We start from the raw sequence: 16656 nt of genomic DNA, 5'->3' as shown, positions 1-16656 counted from the left end.
GAGGCTATTTATAATGAAACCTTTCTGCTTATCTTTAGTGAGCCGAAAGGTTTTTTTGTACCTATAAAATTTGCTAACTGAAAAATGGGGAGACGATACGTCAACATTATTTCAATTAAACTGACTAAATCTATAAGAATAATAGATATTATGTATCTCAAATACTTATCAGGAGAAAAGCAAGTTTTATTTCATTCGTCACATACTAAGTTTTAACAAGTGGCGGAAATGTAAGTGGAAAAGAGGGGATAGACGTGATTTCATTATCAAGGCTAGTGAAGACCTACCAAACAAGAGATGGTCAAGTAACTGCTGTTGATCATATAGACTTAAAGATTAATGAAGGGGAAATATTTGGGATCATTGGTTACAGTGGTGCTGGGAAAAGTACATTAATCAGGTTGCTGAACATGCTTGAGGAACCGACTTCTGGTGATGTAACTATCGCTGGGAAAAACATGAACCAGCTTTCAAAGAAAAAACTGCGTGAAGCGCGACAAGAAATTGGTATGATATTTCAGCATTTTAATTTACTTTGGTCAAGGACAGTAAAGGATAATATTTCTTTTCCATTGGAGATTAAAGGGGTTCCCAAGGAAGAACGGGATCAACGAGTAAATGAATTGATTAGATTAGTTGGTCTAGAAGGAAGAGGAGGATCTTATCCTTCACAGCTGAGCGGCGGTCAAAAACAAAGGGTAGGGATTGCAAGGGCACTAGCTAACAATCCTAAGGTTTTACTTTGTGATGAGGCGACATCAGCACTCGATCCTAAAACAACAGATTCAATCCTAGAACTTCTTGTTGATATCAATAAAAAGCTAGGACTAACCATTGTTTTAATCACACATGAAATGCATGTCATAAGAAAAATATGTCATCGCGTGGCTGTGATGGAGCAAGGGAAAATCGTTGAGCAAGGTGACGTACTTGAAGTGTTTAAGCGTCCAAAAGAAGAGATGACAAAGGAATTTGTTAAGCAGGTTACAGAGCCGGAAGAGACTGAGGAAGCATTACAGCATTTATTACAAGAAAACAATATTGGTCACGTCCTTCAACTGACATTCGTTGGTGGGGATGCTGAAAAACCACTTATTACAAATATTATTAGGCGCTTTGAAGTTACCGTAAATATCTTGCAAGGGAAGATTAGTCAGACACAAAATGGTCCATATGGTTCCTTGTTTATTAGCCTAGAAGGTGATGCTGTAGAAGTGCAAAAAGTACTAGATTATATTCGAGACCAACAGGTGGAAGTGGAGGTGATCCACGGTGAGTAATATTGTCCTCACTCAAACGTGGTTTTTCCCAAACGTGGATTGGTCTACATTGTGGAACGCAACACAGGAAACTTTATATATGACAGCCATATCACTGGCTCTCACATTTATATTTGGTATCATCTTAGGATTACTGTTGTTCCTTACAGATAAGGGTAATCTTTGGGAAAACAAGGTGATTCAAGCTGTAGTTGCAGCTTATGTAAATATATTTAGATCTATTCCGTTCATTATTCTTATTGTCCTGTTAATTCCAGTGACTGCCTTTATTGTAGGTTCGTTCCTTGGACCATCTGCAGCTTTGCCTGCTTTAGTAATAGGGGCTTCTCCATTTTATGCAAGGATGGTGGAGATTGGACTTAGGGAAATTGATAAAGGTGTGATTGAGGCTGCGAAATCCATGGGAGCAACGAACACACAAATTATTTTTAAAGTATTATTACCTGAATCATTACCAGCTCTTATTTCAGGGCTAACTGTTACAGCTATAGCATTGGTAAGTTATACAGCGATGGCAGGGGTAATTGGTGCAGGTGGACTTGGCCATTTAGCATATAGTCATGGCTTCCAGCGTGGAAGGGATGATGTCACGTTAATGGCAACACTAGTGGTTTTAGTGATCGTCTTCATTCTCCAATTTGCAGGCGATCGTTTAACAAATAAAATAGATAAAAGGTAAGAATTACTTAGGGGGTAATTGTACATGAAGAAATTAGTGAAGGTTTTAAGTATTGTTGGTTTATCTTTTGGTTTACTAGCTGCATGTGGCGAAGGAACAGACGATGCTGCTGAAGAAAACGTAGCTGGAGCAGAAGAAAATGTAGAGGTAAATGAAGAAGCAGCTGAAGAAGACGATGCTGTTGTTGAATTAGAAACTTTAGTTGTAGGTGCTTCCAATGTACCACACGCTGAAATTCTAGAATTTGCTCAACCATTACTTGAAGAAGAAGGAATTGACTTAGATATCGTTGAGTTTACTGATTATATTTTACCTAACATTGCATTAGATGAAGGGGAATTGGATGCAAACTACTTCCAACACATTCCTTATTTAGAGGCACAAATTGCTGATCACGGTTATGATTTTGTAAACGCAGGTGGAATTCACATTGAGCCAATCGGTGTTTACTCTCAAGAATATGATAGTTTAGATGATTTACCAGAAGGTGCAGTCATCATCATGAGTGATTCTACTGCTGACCATAAGCGTATCTTATCGATGCTGGAAGACTACGGGTTAATTACTTTAGCTGAAGGTGGCGCATTCGTAGAAGATATCATTGATAACCCACGTGACTTTGATTTCAGAGCTAACGTTGAAGCAGCATTACTACCGACTGCATATCAACGTGGTGAAGGGGACGCGGTACTAATTAACTCTAACTTTGCATTAGATGCTGACTTAAATCCTGTTGAAGATGCAATTGCTTTAGAGTCTGGTGACCAAGATAATCCATATGTTAACGTCATTGCAGTTAACAGTGGTGATGAATCGGATGAGCGTATCGTTAAGTTAATTGAAGTACTTCAATCCGAAGCTGTTCGTGATTTCATCTTAGAAACATACAGTGGAGCTGTAGTTCCTGCTGAGTAATTTTTGGGAAAAATTTAAAAGGTTGGTTTTATAACAGCAGCACCCCTGCTCGAAGTTTTCGGTCAGGGGTGCTGTTTTTAAGTGTCGATCTGGTATAACATGTGGAATACTTATATTTCATACAAGTTCCGCTTACATTGATATTTACTTCAAGTTACAATTTATTTACCAACGATAAAGATACCTCATAAATTTTTCAGGTTTCATTCATACTATTAATGCATGGTAGATATAGAAACTAAAAAAGGGGTAAATGCCAATGGAAAATCATATGGAATCATCACCAATACAGCAAGCTTTAAAGGAATATAAAGCAGGTTTAGGTCAATTTACAAAACAAATGCCTGAAATAGCCGGAAAATACAATGAATTTACAGGAGCTTGTTTTTCAGAAGGAAAGCTTTCCCAAAAAGAAAAGCAATTAATCGCATTAGGAATTAGCTTATACTCTCAAGATGAATATTGTATTATCTATCATATGAAAGGCTGTATTGATCAAGGGTGTACCCAGGAAGAAATTCTTGAAGCGGTTGGAGTCACAGGTGCATTTGGTGGCGGTGCAGCAATGAGTCAAGGTGTTACTTTAGTGGAACAATGCCTAGAAGAGTTCAATGCACAGGCTCACTAATGGCTTATTAAATTACGTCTATTTATGTACTATTAATTACGTCCAAAGGCGAATTAAATGAAAACCCTTACATTTAACTGGAAATTTATAAGGGAGAGTATCTGACAGTAATACGTAGGAATTTTAGAAGATGTTATGTTGAAGTCGTGAGAGGTTTTCTAACAAGTTGATGTTATAAAATATAACTTTGAATGGCTTTTGGCATGGAAGAGTACTGATGTTATGATAAATCACGTATTAAAAATACTGCCTGAAGAACAGGCAAAAAACTGAAAGGAATGTGATTTATTATCCATCAGATTCAGAATAATTACACAACTGAGATGGAAAAAGCAATGCATCAAACTCACGGCATTGGATATGAGGAATACAACCAAGATCTTGAGAAGAGGTTAAAGGTTGAGCGTGAGCGGGAACAGGATCATCAAAAATCTATTGCCATTTTGAATGAACATCAGCGATTAATGCACACGTAATTACAATTTGGTTAAGAAGTAGAATTCGTTAGTATAGAAGCGTAAAATGTTGTAGCATAAGAATTATTTAAAGATTAATAAGAATAGTTTAATGGGGATGCATCAATCTTTACTTATCGATTGGTGCATCCCCATTATGTATGTATGCAATTAGTATAGAGATATTTGATTAAGGGAAACTATAACTGCTGAAATTACTCCACATCTTGTTGATAATTGTTCTATTTTTTAATCTTTAACGATATTCATTCTCAATTAGAGGTGTATGTTTATGTTTTATTGAGAATAGAAAATATAATTTGTAAGGAATTTTTACAAGTCTTTTATTAAACGCATATTATTTTTTCTATCTGAAAAAGTATGATACCATAGGGAAAGTAAGAGAAAATCTACATATTTTTCTTAGTTTGACGGATGAAGGGTAAACATGTGGAAGGAAATTGAATGAAATATAAATGTGTCTTTTTCTTGAACTCGTTTTTCATTTAGTATAAGATTGTAATGAGAATAGATTGAGAATGAAGAGGGAGTTATAGTTTCAACAAGATCAATCTTACCACGTTTGCTTTCAAACATGCAAAAAAATAAATGGAGGTATATGCAATGACAAGACCAAGCTTGAAAGTAGAAGATCTTCGAGTTTCAATTGAAGGGAAAGAAATACTAAAAGGATTTGGGATTGAAGTAAAGGGTGGAGAAATCCACGCGATAATGGGTCCTAACGGGACTGGTAAATCAACTTTAGCTTCAGCACTTATGGGGCATCCTAAATTTGAAGTGACGGAAGGGAAAGCATCCATTGATGGTGAAGATTTATTTGAAATGGAAGTTGATGAGCGCGCACGTGCTGGACTATTCCTTGCTATGCAGTATCCAAGTGAAATTAGTGGTGTAACGAATGCAGATTTTATTCGTTCAGCAATTAATGCTAATAGAGAAGAGGGAGACGAAATCTCTCTAATGAAGTTTATCCGTAAAATGGATGAGAAAATGGGAACTTTGGAGATGGATGATTCTTTCCAACACCGTTATTTAAATGAAGGTTTCTCTGGTGGAGAAAAGAAGCGTAACGAAATTCTTCAATTAATGATGCTACAACCTAGAATTGCAATTTTAGATGAGATTGACTCTGGTCTAGATATTGACGCATTAAAAGTTGTATCTAAAGGGATTAACGAAATGCGTTCAGATGACTTCGGTTGCTTAATCATTACTCACTACCAACGTCTATTAAACTACATTAAGCCAGACTTCGTACATGTGATGATGCAAGGACGCATTGTAAAATCAGGTGGACCTGAATTAGCAGAGCGCCTTGAAGCAGAAGGTTATGATTGGATTAAGGAAGAGCTAGGAATCGAAGACGAAACTGTAGGTCAAGAATAATTTGCGGCTTTAAAGAGGAGGAATGAAGATGACAGCGGAAACTAAATTTCCAGTGAATCAAAATGAAATTACAAGCTTCTCTAAAGATCGCGAAGAGCCGCAATGGCTAACTGACTTACGAGTTTCATCTTTAGAGAAAGCTGAAGTTTTAGAATTACCAAAACCTGATAAAACGAACATCTCCAAGTGGGATTTCAGTACTAAGAACTTTGAAGCAAATGTTCAAGATGATATGTCAGAGGCAGTGAAGGGCTTGATTGGTGAAGCAGATAAAGCCCAAATGTTAATGGCACAAAAAAATGGTGTGACTTTATTTCAAAAACTATCACCTGAATTAGAAGAAAAAGGTGTTATTTTTACAGATATTCAAACAGCTGTAAAAGAGCACAGTGATCTTGTACAAAAGTATTTTATGCAAGAAGCAGTTACACCTGATGAAAATAAATTAACAGCAGAACATGCTGCACTTTTAAATGGTGGTACATTCATCTATGTGCCAAAAAATGTAGAAGTGGAAATCCCAATTCAAGCTGTTTATACACAAGCAGGTAATTTCGGATTGTATAATCATGTGTTAGTTGTTGCTGAAGCTAATAGTTCTGTTACTTATATAGAAAACTATATTTCAGAAGATGCTGCTGAAGGTGCGATTGCGAATATCGTTGCAGAAGTGTATGCAGCTGACAATGCGACAGTACATTTCGGAGCAGTGGATAACCTAGCTAAAGAAGTTACAACTTATGTCAATCGCCGAGGCCAAGTGACTGGGAAAGATGCGAAAGTATACTGGGCTCTTGGACAAATGAATTACGGAGATACTGTTTCTGAAAATACAACCTACCTTGTAGGGGAAGGCTCGTATGCAGACACAAAAACTGTTGCTATCGGGCGTGGAAAGCAAACGCAGAACTTCACAACGAACGTTGTTCACTTCGGTAAGCATTCAGATGGACAAATTTTGAAACATGGTGTTATGAAAGATGAAGCAACTTCCATTTTTAACGGAACATCAAAGATTGAACATGGTGCAACGAAGTCTAATGGGGAGCAAACAGAGCGTGTACTAATGCTTAGTGAAAAAGCACGTGGGGACGCTAACCCAATTTTACTAATTGATGAAGATGATGTTACTGCAGGTCATGCTGCATCGGTTGGTAAGATTGATCCTCTTCAAATGTTCTACTTAATGAGCCGTGGAATTTCAAAGAAAGAAGCAGAGCGCCTTATCATACATGGATTCTTAGCTCCTGTAGTTAATGAAATTCCAATTGAATCTGTAAAAGATCAGCTGATTGAGGTAATAGAAAGGAAAGTATTGTAATGAATGTTCAAGAAGTCCGTAAAATGTTCCCAATTTTAGACCAAGAAGTCAATGGACATCCTTTAGTTTATTTAGATAGTGCAGCAACTTCTCAAAAGCCAGTACAAGTAATCGAGGCAATTAATGATTATTATCGTCGTTATAATTCTAATGTACACCGTGGGGTGCATACATTAGGAACATGGGCGACAGATGGGTACGAAGGTGCACGTGAGAAGGTTCGCGCATTCATAAACGCAAGCAGCACGGAGGAAGTCATTTTTACACGGGGAACAACTACTGCGATTAACCTTGTTGCTTCTAGTTATGGACGGGAGAATGTTGGACCTGGTGACGAAATCGTCATCACACCAATGGAACACCATAGTAACATTATCCCTTGGCAACAGGTTGCACGGACAACAGGAGCAACATTAAAATACCTTCCACTGCAAAAAGATGGCTCCATTAATTTAGAAGATGTGGAAAATACAGTTACTGATAAAACAAAAATCGTTTCTATCATGCAAGTCTCTAACGTATTAGGTGCCATTAATCCAATTAAAGAGATAACAGAAATTGCTCATAAGCATGGTGCAGTTATGGTTGTTGACGGTGCTCAGAGTACACCTCATATGAAGGTTGATGTGAAGGATCTAGATTGTGACTTCTTTGCCTTCTCTGGTCATAAAATGTGCGGGCCTACAGGTATAGGTGTCCTCTATGGTAAAAAAGCATTGTTGGAGAAGATGGAGCCTATCGAATTTGGTGGCGAAATGATCGACTTTGTTGGTTTACAGGAATCAACTTGGAAGGAGCTACCTTGGAAATTTGAAGGTGGTACTCCAATTATCGCTGGTGCCATCGGATTAGGGGCAGCAATTGATTTTTTACAAGAAATAGGTTTGGAAAACATCGAAGCGCACGAACATAAATTAGGGCAATACGCACTAAGTCGGTTATCGGAAGTAGAGGGAGTGGAGGTTTACGGTCCTCAAAAGCGTGCAGGACTTGTAACCTTTAACTGTGACGATGTTCACCCTCATGACGTAGCAACTGTTCTTGATGCAGAGGGAGTTGCTGTGAGAGCAGGTCACCATTGTGCACAGCCATTAATGAAATGGCTCGATGTAACTGCAACAGCTCGTGCAAGCTTCTATTTATATAATACGGAAGAAGATGTTGATGCGTTTGTTAAAGCATTAATAAAAACAAAGGAGTATTTCGGAAATGTCTTTGGGTAATCAGTTAGATACATTGTACCGTCAAGTTATCATGGATCATTATAAGAATCCCCGCAATCGCGGAACATTGGACGGAGACACACTATCCGTTAACATGAACAATCCAACATGTGGGGATCGTATTGAACTTCAGATGAAAGTGGAAGATGGGAAAGTGACGGATGCAAAGTTTAATGGGGAAGGTTGCTCCATCAGCTTGTCCTCTGCATCAATGATGACTCAAGCTGTGAAAGGCTTAGAGATTGATGATGCCCTAAAGCTTTCTGAAATATTTTCTTCCATGATGTTAGGAAAAGAGTTTGATGAAGGGGATTTTGATTTAGGTGATATTGAAGCCCTTCAAGGGGTTGCGAAATTCCCAGCAAGAATTAAATGTGCGACTTTAGCCTGGAAAGCAATGGAGAAGGGGCTAAAGGAGAAGGAATAAGAGTAAAATCTTCTTCCAGTTTGAACAAATTACTGTGATATCCTTGGTTTCCAACACCTATGTGATGTAAAATGGTTATATAAGATATAGTAGTCGATTAGCTGTGACGTGACATAGACATTGATAGAAACGAAGGAAAGGCTGAGCTGACTGTTGAAAAATACAGTGTTGGTCGCTTAGAACTTTAAAGGAGGGTATGATCCATGGCTAAAAAAATGCCTGAAATCGGTGAATATAAATATGGGTTTTCTGATAAAGACGTCTCGATTTTCCGTTCAAAGAAAGGTTTGACGAAGGAGATCGTTGAAGAGATTTCCCGTATGAAAGATGAACCGCAATGGATGCTTGATTTTCGATTAAAATCACTTGAACAGTTTTATAAAATGCCTATGCCTCAATGGGGTGGAAACTTAGCGGAGCTTAATTTTGATGACATCACTTACTATGTTAAGCCATCTGAAAAATCTGAGCGTTCGTGGGATGAAGTTCCAGAGGAAATTAAAAATACGTTTGATAAGCTAGGTATCCCTGAAGCGGAGCAAAAATACTTGGCTGGAGTATCTGCGCAGTATGAATCTGAGGTAGTATACCACAACATGCAGGAAGACTTTGAAGCGAAAGGTATCATATTTAAAGATACTGATACTGCTTTGAAAGAAGACGAGGAAATTTTCAGAGAGCACTTTGGAAAAGTTATTCCTCCAACAGATAACAAATTCGCAGCATTGAATTCAGCTGTATGGTCTGGTGGTTCCTTCATCTATGTACCAAAGGGAGTAAAGACAGATCAGCCATTACAGGCATACTTCCGAATTAACTCAGAGAATATGGGGCAATTCGAGCGTACGTTAATCATTGCTGATGAAGATAGCTCTATACACTATGTAGAAGGATGTACAGCACCTGTTTATACAACAAACTCTCTTCACAGTGCTGTTGTTGAGATCATTGTTAAAAAGGATGCTTATTGCCGTTATACAACAATCCAAAACTGGGCACCTAACGTATTTAACCTTGTTACAAAGCGTGCTGTTGCTGAAGAAAATGCAACGATGGAATGGGTTGATGGAAACATCGGTTCTAAACTAACAATGAAATATCCAGCAGTAGTGATGAAGGGCCGTGGTGCACGCGGTAACGTTCTTTCCATTGCAATCGCAGGTAAAGGTCAACACCAAGATGCTGGAGCAAAAATGACTCACTTAGCTCCTGATTGTTCTTCAACAATCGTTTCTAAGTCCATTTCCAAGCACGGTGGTAAAGTAACTTATCGTGGTATTTGCCACTTTGGTCGCAGATCTGAAGGATCTAAAGCAAATATTGAGTGTGATACACTAATTATGGATAATCAGTCTACTTCTGATACAATTCCATACAATGAAATCTTAAATAATAACATCACACTTGAGCATGAAGCAACGGTATCTAAAGTATCTGAAGAGCAATTGTTCTATCTTATGAGCCGTGGTATCTCTGAGCAAGAAGCAACTGAAATGATCGTAATGGGCTTCATTGAACCATTTACTAAGGAGCTTCCAATGGAGTATGCAGTAGAGATGAACCGCCTAATCAAGTTCGAGATGGAAGGTTCTATTGGGTAACCTTTATATATCAAAGGGTTGAGGGGTTTTACACCGTGCCAACTTGGTGGCGTGCCAAGTTTGTGCCAAGTGAAATTACCTTTTAGTGTAGGAGGCGAACTTATGAAGTTCGTCTTCTTCTATTTTTTCAGTAATATCAAGGTAAGTGTCCGCTGTTGTTTTGATGGTTTTATGCCCTAAACGATTTGATACATATATAAGGTTTGAACCTGATTCAAGTGCCAGAACTGCATGAGTATGTCTAAAGCCGTGGGTGCCTTTATAATCAACACCAGCTTTTTTGCAGTAATCTTGCATGGTTTCTCGTATAGTAGAAGGTGTTAAATAATGCCCGTTAAAATTTTGAAAGATAATGCTGTCTTCATTTTTACGGAAACTTGGATTTCCTGAAAGCAATTCATTTTGCTTCATTTTGAACTTCTTCAATTCTCGCACTAAAACGTTATCAATTTTAATGGTACGATATGATGAGGAGTTCTTTAATGTTGTCAATTTTACATTGTTATTATCATCACGACTAGTTTGTTTGTCTATCGTTATTTTATCTCCATTAATATCTTCCCATCTTAAGGCTAATGCTTCACTTATCCTCAAACCAGTTCTGCTTAAAAAGAGCATGAGCGTATAATAAAGTTGATAATCAGGGAAGCGTTGATGTTTATATGTTTTCATGAAATCCAGTAACTGATCTAATTCTTTAAGGGTGAAATATTTCACTTTTTCCTTTTTTAATGCAACAGAGTCTTTAACAGGAACCTTTAATTTATCAGCAGGATTCTTTTCAAGTACCTCAAGTTCATAAACCGCATAATGTAAGATACTTTTCATAACTGAAAGGTATTTCAACCTCGAACCAAATGAATATTTTTCTTTACCGTTTTCGTTTAGTTCTCCAAATGTAGCAATCCATCTTTTAATTTCAGTTCTTTTTATCGTCATTATTTTTTTATCCCCAAATGTGGGTAAGATGTGATTTCTGATAATCACTTCAAGTTGAACAAAGGTTGACTCTTTAACATTGGCTTTTTTATGTTCCAACCAATCGTTTAGAACCTCCTTAAACAACATATTTCTATCATTCAAGGTTTGACCGTAATAAATACGTTCTTCAACTTTTGCTGCTTCAATTTTTGCTTCTTTTGATGTTCTGAATGTACCGATACTTACTAATTTTCCGTCTTTGTGAACACGTGCTTGCCATTTCCCGCTAGCTAATTTCCTGATGTTTGCCATCTTAACTTTTCCCCTTTCAGTCCTTTAGGACGATTTCGATAAGGCTTTTAACCTTTGAGATTTCTTCTTTTGTAAGGAGCCTGTCCTGAAAAAATATCTTATGACGGGAGTCTAGTATATAATCAAGGTCAAATTGTTCTTCTCCATCTTCTGAGGCTTCTTGTGGCACTACTTTGTGAGTTGGAACGCTGTTTCCTTGAATAGTTTCACTTAAATCTTCTATAAACTCCTCCACAGGCATATATCCTGCCACCTTCATTAGCTCATCATAGGGTTCCTTTAATCCTTCTGCCAGTTTAGCAATTATTTTGGGCGTTGGGGTAACGCGTCTCCCTCTTTCAATTTGTGAAATGTACATAGCTGAAACTCCAGATATTTGCCCGAGTTTGTTCATTGATAAGTTCTTTTCTTTTCTTTTTGTCTTAAGGTAATCTTTAAAATCCATTTATATCACTCCCTTTTATTTACATTATACAACATTTCCTCTTAATTATAAACAAATGCTTATGAAATGTAAGAACCACTAAATGTCAGTTTTTTGTCCTATTTTTGTCTCATTTTTGTCCGAAAGAGTACATTATTTTAACCGTAGAAATTGTAAATAATGATTATTGTAACATGTTGCAAAATATTTTTATAAACAATTGTTTAAAGTTAATTTAACGTGTAAAACTAGGAGGGAAAAGCAAATGCTTAATATTTCTTTAGATGAAAATGAATTAAAGAAGTTGGCTTTAGAAGAAGTCCGTAAACGAGTTGAAGAAATTGAAGAAGATATGTTCCTTATAGATACAAAGGAATTGTGTAAATTGCTCTCGTTAAGCAGACCAACGGTAGAAAAATTATTTATTTACAATCCGGATTTTCCTTCAATGCGAGTGGGTAAGAAGTGGGTATTTAATCGTCAAGAGGTTAAGGAATATATCACTCGTTGGTCAATAGATGTAAGAAAAAAAGGTGGAAATGTGGATATCGATTAAACCTGATAGTATGAAAAGGAGAATTTCACGAATGCAAGCAAAGTATATCGAGTTTAATGAAGGTGACAAACATGCAGTAAAAAATGCTGACATAGCTGATACTCCTGACGCTTTTAATGACGCAGGTTATCTTTTGACAGAAAATGATTTAGTTATTGACGTTGACAATATTGAAAAAAGTGTGATTGAAAAAATTATCAGCATGTTTAATATTAAAACGCAAATTGTATGGACTAAGAGAGGGGCACATTTCTATTTCAAAAAACCAAATGGTTTTAAAGGTAGCAAAAAAGTTTGTCCTCTTGGTTTTGAAGTGGAATATAAGCATATAAAAAATACACCGAATGGGATTTGCATTAAACAAGATGGGGAAATGCGAAAAATTCAAAATGAGGGATTCCGTGAAGACTTACCTGATATCTTCTTCAATTATAGGAAATTGGACTCCCTAATTGGAATGGATGAAGGTGAAGGACGGAATCAAGCACTATTTCAGCACAGAATGAAAATTCACCATTTAGAGCAATGGCAAAGTATAATGCGATTTATTAATAATCATATTTTTGCAACTCCTTTAGATGAAAAAGAGTTTCAAAATATCATTCGTGATAAGGTCAATATGGGAAGAAGCGATGACCCCTTTGAAATTGCTCAATATTTAATTCAGCGATTGAAGGTTCATAAGTATGGAGGGATTTTATATACTTACGATGGTCAAAAATTTCTATCGACTAATGATGGTGATTTTATTCCTATTGTTACACGTGAAGTTTTAGGGAAGCCGACTAGGTTTATTGATGAAATTATTAAACAAATGGAATATCAGTTGTTTAATATAAAAGACCCTGAAAACGGGTGGGATATAAAATTGCAAAACGGCATTCTAAGACAAGGTAGGTTTATACCAATTGAATACCAAGAGTTTACACCTTATTTTATTAACCTTAAATATAATGAAGACGCAGAACCTGTGCCTATTGTAGAAGAATACCTTGATTTTCTAACAGAAGGGGATAATTCTTATAAAAATTATATTCTTGAAACATTAGCTCATATTCTGATTACAGATCCAGATTTCAAACGCAGTTTAGCAAAATTTTTTATTTTTGTAGGTGGTGGAGGAAACGGAAAAGGAACATTATTGACCATTATTAGAAAAATTGTTGGTACGGAAAATTGTTCATCTCTTTCTATCGAGGATATGACAAAGGAACAATACTTTTACTCTATGCAAGGTAAACTTGTTAACCTCGGAGATGATATTCATGATACACCAATTAATCATAAACAAATGAAGCAATTAAAGAATATTAGCACTTGCGATTTTTTAGCTATAAGGAAGTTATTCAAACAGTCATCAGATGTCGTTATGACAACATCTTTAATATTTACATCTAATCACTTACTAAAAAGTTTTGAAAAAAGTGAAGCATATAAACGGAGAGTAGACTGGTGTCCAATGTTTGGTGTTCCTACAAAAAAAGACCCAAAATTTATTGCGAAATTAACAACTAAAGAAGCGCTAGAATATTGGCTAAAGTTGATTATTGAAGCTTATGAACGATTATATGAAAATTGTAGTTTTACCGAATGTCATAAAGTGAAGGAATTTAATATAGGTTATCATGAAACTAATAACAACTGTCTTGCGTTTCTTCATGATTATCATAAATCTCATTTTATTGGCAAAAGAGCGCCTGAGGCTTATGAAGAATATAAAGTTTGGGCTGAAGAAAATTACGGTGCAGATTCTGCAATAAGTTCTCGTATTTTTCGAGAAACCTTGAAAAAAGAATTTGATTTAGATGTCTATCCTAAAAAAATAAACGGTAAAACTGCGAGAGTATATATGGCTAAAGAAGAAACTAAAGAGATAGAGAGAAGAACAAATTAGGAATAAAAAGTTACAAGTCCTATAATGAGTAACCAGAATGTATCCAAAATGTAACCAAGTCAAACACTTGTTATTACTATGTTTTTATTTAAATAGTTACAAGTTACAAAACATATTTTAAATATAATTACTTCTCTTATTACTAATGTTAAGTGATTTGTAATAAATATAGGAGAAATTGCAAAATCGAATTTGAAAATAACATGTAACTTGTAACTATTGAAGGTCAAAACCCAAAAGAGAGTAAGCGAGTATAGTGGTTACACCTTGATTATGATTTTGTAACAGAGGAGTGATATTAATGCAACATACTATTTATTGCAATAAATGCAATGCTGAGTTCTCATATTACATAGAAGATTATTATCCGTCTGATGAATTATTTGAAATAGTGTTGAGAATTGCAGTGATGGAACGAGATTGGAAACAAATGAATGAATTGATTTACTGTGGTTCTTGCAAACCAAAAGGAGCAAAGATATATGAGTTTAAATTACCTACAAGGAAAATTGATTAACAGGAAAAAGCCTTTGTATGTAGAATTGGGAGCCAGTATTAAAATAGAGCAATAAACCTATAATAATGAGGCTTGTAGTTCGTTCCTCTCCTTTTCTAATCAGGATTTATATCAACTTGTTAGTTAAAAACCAGTCCTTTAATCGGGACTGGTTTTTTTGTGTTTGGAGGTAATAGAAGATTGAGTAAAACCCACATCATTGGCGCTTATTAATAGGATATCTAAAAGAATAATGAATTAAACATATTGGAATAATAAGATTAAAGATAAACAATAAAAGGGTAAACGAGGTGTTTGTAATGCATGAACGTGAATTAATCAAAGAAGCGAAACGAGCTTATTATCGAGAATATATGAGAGATTATAGAAGATTGAAACCTGAAAAAGTACAAGGGTATCGGGATAATTGGTTCTTGAAAAGAGCACTAGCAGAAAAAAATGAAAAAGCGGATAAACCACACAAATCGATGACACCTAAAGAACAAGCCTTATTTGAATTAGAACAATTGAAGAACCGTCAATTGGAAATAGAGGCTAAAGACGTAATGAAACAACAACAGCTAGCCACTCCCACATTTTATTGAGAAAGAGGACGAGTATATGGCAAAGAGAATAGAGGTTAAAGGAGTTATTGTTAACAATTCAGATTATCAGGTATATGAGTGGTTGGAAATAGAAGCGACTTGTCCAAGAGGCGTACATGAGCAATTAGCAAAAGCAAATGGGCAATCAGTTGAAGTAGAAATCAATTCTGGCGGTGGTGATGTTTTTGCAGGTAGTGAAATCTATTCAGCATTAAAGGCGTATAGCATGAATGGTGGTCATGTAACAGTAAACATCGTTGGGCTAGCTGCGTCTGCTGCGAGTGTGGTGGCAATGGCAGGTGATCGAGTGATGATGTCAGCCACAAGCCAACTGATGATACATAACGCTTGGATTAATGGCGCTAGCGGAGATTATCGGAACATGGAACATATGTCGGGTGTATTAAAGAATGTAAATCAAACAATTGCTAACGCTTATCATTTAAAGACAGGCAGAAGCCAAGAAGAGCTTTTAGCTCTTATGGATGAGGAAACATGGTTGACCGTGCAACAGGCGCTGGAATTAGGGTTTGTGGATGGAATCCTGTTTGAGGGAAAAGGGGTACTATCTGGTTCAAGTTTAACTAGAGAGCCTGAACGCACAGGATTGTGTTCATTAAATAACAACAAAGTAGCAGCTTCAGTAGCACATTTAAATTTATTGAAATTGAAAGTAGGTATTTAAATAATGAAAATCACAAAAGAACAATTACAATCAAAGAAACCAACAATAAAAAGAGGAATGCAGTGGTTCACCAAAACAAGTGCGGAGAAGGCTTATGACGGAAAGATTAAGCTGAGAGTAACAGAATTTGAATATAATGCGATTGTTAACACTTGTCGTGAATTAAGGTTCGGAGGATACAAACCTTTTTGTCGACAGGCTATTGAAAGATTTGAGAAGGTAACGGAACTGACCCAGCCACATACAACCGAAGAGCCTCAAGATTGGCTGACGTTTACGTTTGATAAGGAAGTAAAGGAACCACTAATAAAAGAAGCTAAGAAGGCTGGGTTATCGCTTGAAGAGTTTGTCCGAGCTTTGGTTTGGACGAGAGTGAAGCAGGTAAGTAAACATGATGAGGAACAGAAGAAGAAACAAGAAGAGCAACGTAGGAAGCAATCGCTTTGTCAAGTTCACTTTAATTTGTCGTTGACCGCTGAAATGGTGGAACGATACGAAACCAAGTATGGAAGAGCAGAGAGCAAAGCTGATATTGAAAACAAAATAAAAGAGTTGATTTTGAAAGAACTCGCCTAACCCCCCCTGTTTGGTTTTTTTACAGCGCATTTTGTGACCGGTGGGGGAACCTTAATTTTTCTGCGTGATAGTAACGTGTATTTTTTTGGATTTATTAAAAGAAGGCAGGATTTATATAGTTAAATGAAAATATACATTTATTTTAATGCTTATTGATATTTAATCTCAAACATCCCTACTCTTGGCAGCTATGTAATATAGCTGTCCTTCTTTTAGTCCAGTCGCTGTTTATCTAATCCGTGTACGTACCT

18 protein-coding genes are annotated in these 16656 nt (G+C 36.4%); 16 read left to right on the top strand and 2 right to left on the bottom strand.

Annotated features, from left to right (window positions below):
* The first annotated feature begins 254 nt into the window (after positions 1–254).
* From BW724_RS17395 to sufB, 10 genes are all read left to right on the top strand, one after another.
* A complete protein-coding gene (locus BW724_RS17395; protein ID WP_088076415.1) occupies positions 255–1280 on the top strand; it encodes a methionine ABC transporter ATP-binding protein in 1026 nt (341 codons plus the stop codon).
* Positions 1273–1959, top strand: coding sequence for a methionine ABC transporter permease (locus BW724_RS17390; RefSeq protein ID WP_328588723.1), 687 nt, complete (start codon positions 1273–1275; stop codon positions 1957–1959). Before BW724_RS17395 ends, BW724_RS17390 begins: the two co-directional genes overlap by 8 nt.
* 24 nt (positions 1960–1983) lie before the next feature.
* Positions 1984–2874 carry a MetQ/NlpA family ABC transporter substrate-binding protein gene (locus BW724_RS17385; protein ID WP_088076414.1) on the top strand — a complete coding sequence of 297 codons (891 nt, stop codon included), beginning with the start codon at positions 1984–1986 and terminating at the stop codon, positions 2872–2874.
* 259 nt (positions 2875–3133) lie between these two features.
* Positions 3134–3502: a carboxymuconolactone decarboxylase family protein gene (locus BW724_RS17380; RefSeq protein WP_088076413.1), complete on the top strand. Its 369-nt coding sequence runs from the start codon at positions 3134–3136 to the stop codon at positions 3500–3502.
* Between the two features lie 335 nt (positions 3503–3837).
* A complete protein-coding gene (locus BW724_RS23710) occupies positions 3838–3978 on the top strand; it encodes a YuzK family famiily protein (RefSeq protein ID WP_176371234.1) in 141 nt (46 codons plus the stop codon).
* Positions 3979–4581: 603 nt separating this feature from the next.
* On the top strand, positions 4582–5364 hold the full coding sequence (sufC, locus tag BW724_RS17375) for a Fe-S cluster assembly ATPase SufC (protein WP_088076412.1): 783 nt from the start codon (positions 4582–4584) through the stop codon (positions 5362–5364).
* A gap of 28 nt (positions 5365–5392) precedes the next feature.
* Entirely contained in the window at positions 5393–6685 is a 1293-nt protein-coding gene (gene sufD, locus BW724_RS17370; protein WP_088076411.1) for a Fe-S cluster assembly protein SufD, read from the top strand.
* Positions 6685–7908: a cysteine desulfurase gene (locus BW724_RS17365; protein WP_088076410.1), complete on the top strand. Its 1224-nt coding sequence runs from the start codon at positions 6685–6687 to the stop codon at positions 7906–7908. The genes sufD and BW724_RS17365 overlap by 1 nt, the downstream gene beginning before the upstream one ends.
* Complete coding sequence (gene sufU, locus BW724_RS17360) at positions 7895–8335, top strand: Fe-S cluster assembly sulfur transfer protein SufU (protein WP_088076409.1); 441 nt, start codon at positions 7895–7897, stop codon at positions 8333–8335. Before BW724_RS17365 ends, sufU begins: the two co-directional genes overlap by 14 nt.
* Before the next feature lie 203 nt (positions 8336–8538).
* On the top strand, positions 8539–9936 hold the full coding sequence (gene sufB / locus BW724_RS17355) for a Fe-S cluster assembly protein SufB (protein WP_088076408.1): 1398 nt from the start codon (positions 8539–8541) through the stop codon (positions 9934–9936).
* A 75-nt stretch (positions 9937–10011) separates the two neighbouring features.
* On the opposite strand, the gene BW724_RS17350 is transcribed toward sufB, so the two are convergent.
* Together BW724_RS17350 and BW724_RS17345 are read right to left on the bottom strand one after the other, a co-directional pair.
* A complete protein-coding gene (locus tag BW724_RS17350; RefSeq protein ID WP_088076407.1) occupies positions 10012–11169 on the bottom strand; it encodes a tyrosine-type recombinase/integrase in 1158 nt (385 codons plus the stop codon).
* Positions 11170–11185: 16 nt separating this feature from the next.
* A complete protein-coding gene (locus BW724_RS17345; RefSeq protein WP_088076406.1) occupies positions 11186–11614 on the bottom strand; it encodes a helix-turn-helix domain-containing protein in 429 nt (142 codons plus the stop codon).
* Positions 11615–11858: 244 nt separating this feature from the next.
* Between BW724_RS17345 and BW724_RS17340 the strand changes: the two genes are divergently transcribed.
* From BW724_RS17340 to BW724_RS17315, 6 genes are all read left to right on the top strand, one after another.
* On the top strand, positions 11859–12149 hold the full coding sequence (locus tag BW724_RS17340; RefSeq protein ID WP_088076405.1) for a helix-turn-helix domain-containing protein: 291 nt from the start codon (positions 11859–11861) through the stop codon (positions 12147–12149).
* Between the two features lie 31 nt (positions 12150–12180).
* Positions 12181–14043, top strand: a complete 1863-nt coding sequence (locus BW724_RS17335; RefSeq protein ID WP_088076404.1) for a DUF5906 domain-containing protein — start codon at positions 12181–12183, stop codon at positions 14041–14043.
* A gap of 301 nt (positions 14044–14344) precedes the next feature.
* Complete coding sequence (locus BW724_RS17330; RefSeq protein ID WP_088076403.1) at positions 14345–14560, top strand: hypothetical protein; 216 nt, start codon at positions 14345–14347, stop codon at positions 14558–14560.
* Positions 14561–14859: 299 nt separating this feature from the next.
* Entirely contained in the window at positions 14860–15144 is a 285-nt protein-coding gene (locus BW724_RS17325) for a hypothetical protein (protein WP_088076402.1), read from the top strand.
* Between the two features lie 16 nt (positions 15145–15160).
* A complete protein-coding gene (locus tag BW724_RS17320) occupies positions 15161–15829 on the top strand; it encodes a head maturation protease, ClpP-related (RefSeq protein WP_088076401.1) in 669 nt (222 codons plus the stop codon).
* 3 nt (positions 15830–15832) lie between these two features.
* Positions 15833–16405 carry a hypothetical protein gene (locus tag BW724_RS17315; RefSeq protein WP_088076400.1) on the top strand — a complete coding sequence of 191 codons (573 nt, stop codon included), beginning with the start codon at positions 15833–15835 and terminating at the stop codon, positions 16403–16405.
* The last annotated feature ends 251 nt before the right edge of the window (positions 16406–16656 follow it).

The sequence above is a fragment of the Litchfieldia alkalitelluris genome (assembly GCF_002153425.1).
GTDB lineage: Bacteria > Bacillota > Bacilli > Bacillales > Salisediminibacteriaceae > Evansella > Evansella alkalicola.
This window is presented reverse-complemented; position numbering and strand designations above follow the sequence as displayed.

What these genes read in the sequence shown, in the direction of transcription:
- BW724_RS17385 (WP_088076414.1), top strand. Translation starts at nt 1,984, where the DNA reads ATGAAGAAATTAGTGAAGGTTTTAAGTATTGTTGGTTTATCTTTTGGT.
- BW724_RS17380 (WP_088076413.1), top strand. Translation starts at nt 3,134, where the DNA reads ATGGAAAATCATATGGAATCATCACCAATACAGCAAGCTTTAAAGGAA.
- BW724_RS23710 (WP_176371234.1), top strand. Translation starts at nt 3,838, where the DNA reads ATGCATCAAACTCACGGCATTGGATATGAGGAATACAACCAAGATCTT.
- sufC (WP_088076412.1), top strand. Translation starts at nt 4,582, where the DNA reads ATGACAAGACCAAGCTTGAAAGTAGAAGATCTTCGAGTTTCAATTGAA.
- sufD (WP_088076411.1), top strand. Translation starts at nt 5,393, where the DNA reads ATGACAGCGGAAACTAAATTTCCAGTGAATCAAAATGAAATTACAAGC.
- BW724_RS17365 (WP_088076410.1), top strand. Translation starts at nt 6,685, where the DNA reads ATGAATGTTCAAGAAGTCCGTAAAATGTTCCCAATTTTAGACCAAGAA.
- sufU (WP_088076409.1), top strand. Translation starts at nt 7,895, where the DNA reads ATGTCTTTGGGTAATCAGTTAGATACATTGTACCGTCAAGTTATCATG.
- sufB (WP_088076408.1), top strand. Translation starts at nt 8,539, where the DNA reads ATGGCTAAAAAAATGCCTGAAATCGGTGAATATAAATATGGGTTTTCT.
- BW724_RS17350 (WP_088076407.1), bottom strand. Translation starts at nt 11,169, where the DNA reads ATGGCAAACATCAGGAAATTAGCTAGCGGGAAATGGCAAGCACGTGTT.
- BW724_RS17345 (WP_088076406.1), bottom strand. Translation starts at nt 11,614, where the DNA reads ATGGATTTTAAAGATTACCTTAAGACAAAAAGAAAAGAAAAGAACTTA.
- BW724_RS17340 (WP_088076405.1), top strand. Translation starts at nt 11,859, where the DNA reads ATGCTTAATATTTCTTTAGATGAAAATGAATTAAAGAAGTTGGCTTTA.
- BW724_RS17335 (WP_088076404.1), top strand. Translation starts at nt 12,181, where the DNA reads ATGCAAGCAAAGTATATCGAGTTTAATGAAGGTGACAAACATGCAGTA.
- BW724_RS17330 (WP_088076403.1), top strand. Translation starts at nt 14,345, where the DNA reads ATGCAACATACTATTTATTGCAATAAATGCAATGCTGAGTTCTCATAT.
- BW724_RS17325 (WP_088076402.1), top strand. Translation starts at nt 14,860, where the DNA reads ATGCATGAACGTGAATTAATCAAAGAAGCGAAACGAGCTTATTATCGA.
- BW724_RS17320 (WP_088076401.1), top strand. Translation starts at nt 15,161, where the DNA reads ATGGCAAAGAGAATAGAGGTTAAAGGAGTTATTGTTAACAATTCAGAT.
- BW724_RS17315 (WP_088076400.1), top strand. Translation starts at nt 15,833, where the DNA reads ATGAAAATCACAAAAGAACAATTACAATCAAAGAAACCAACAATAAAA.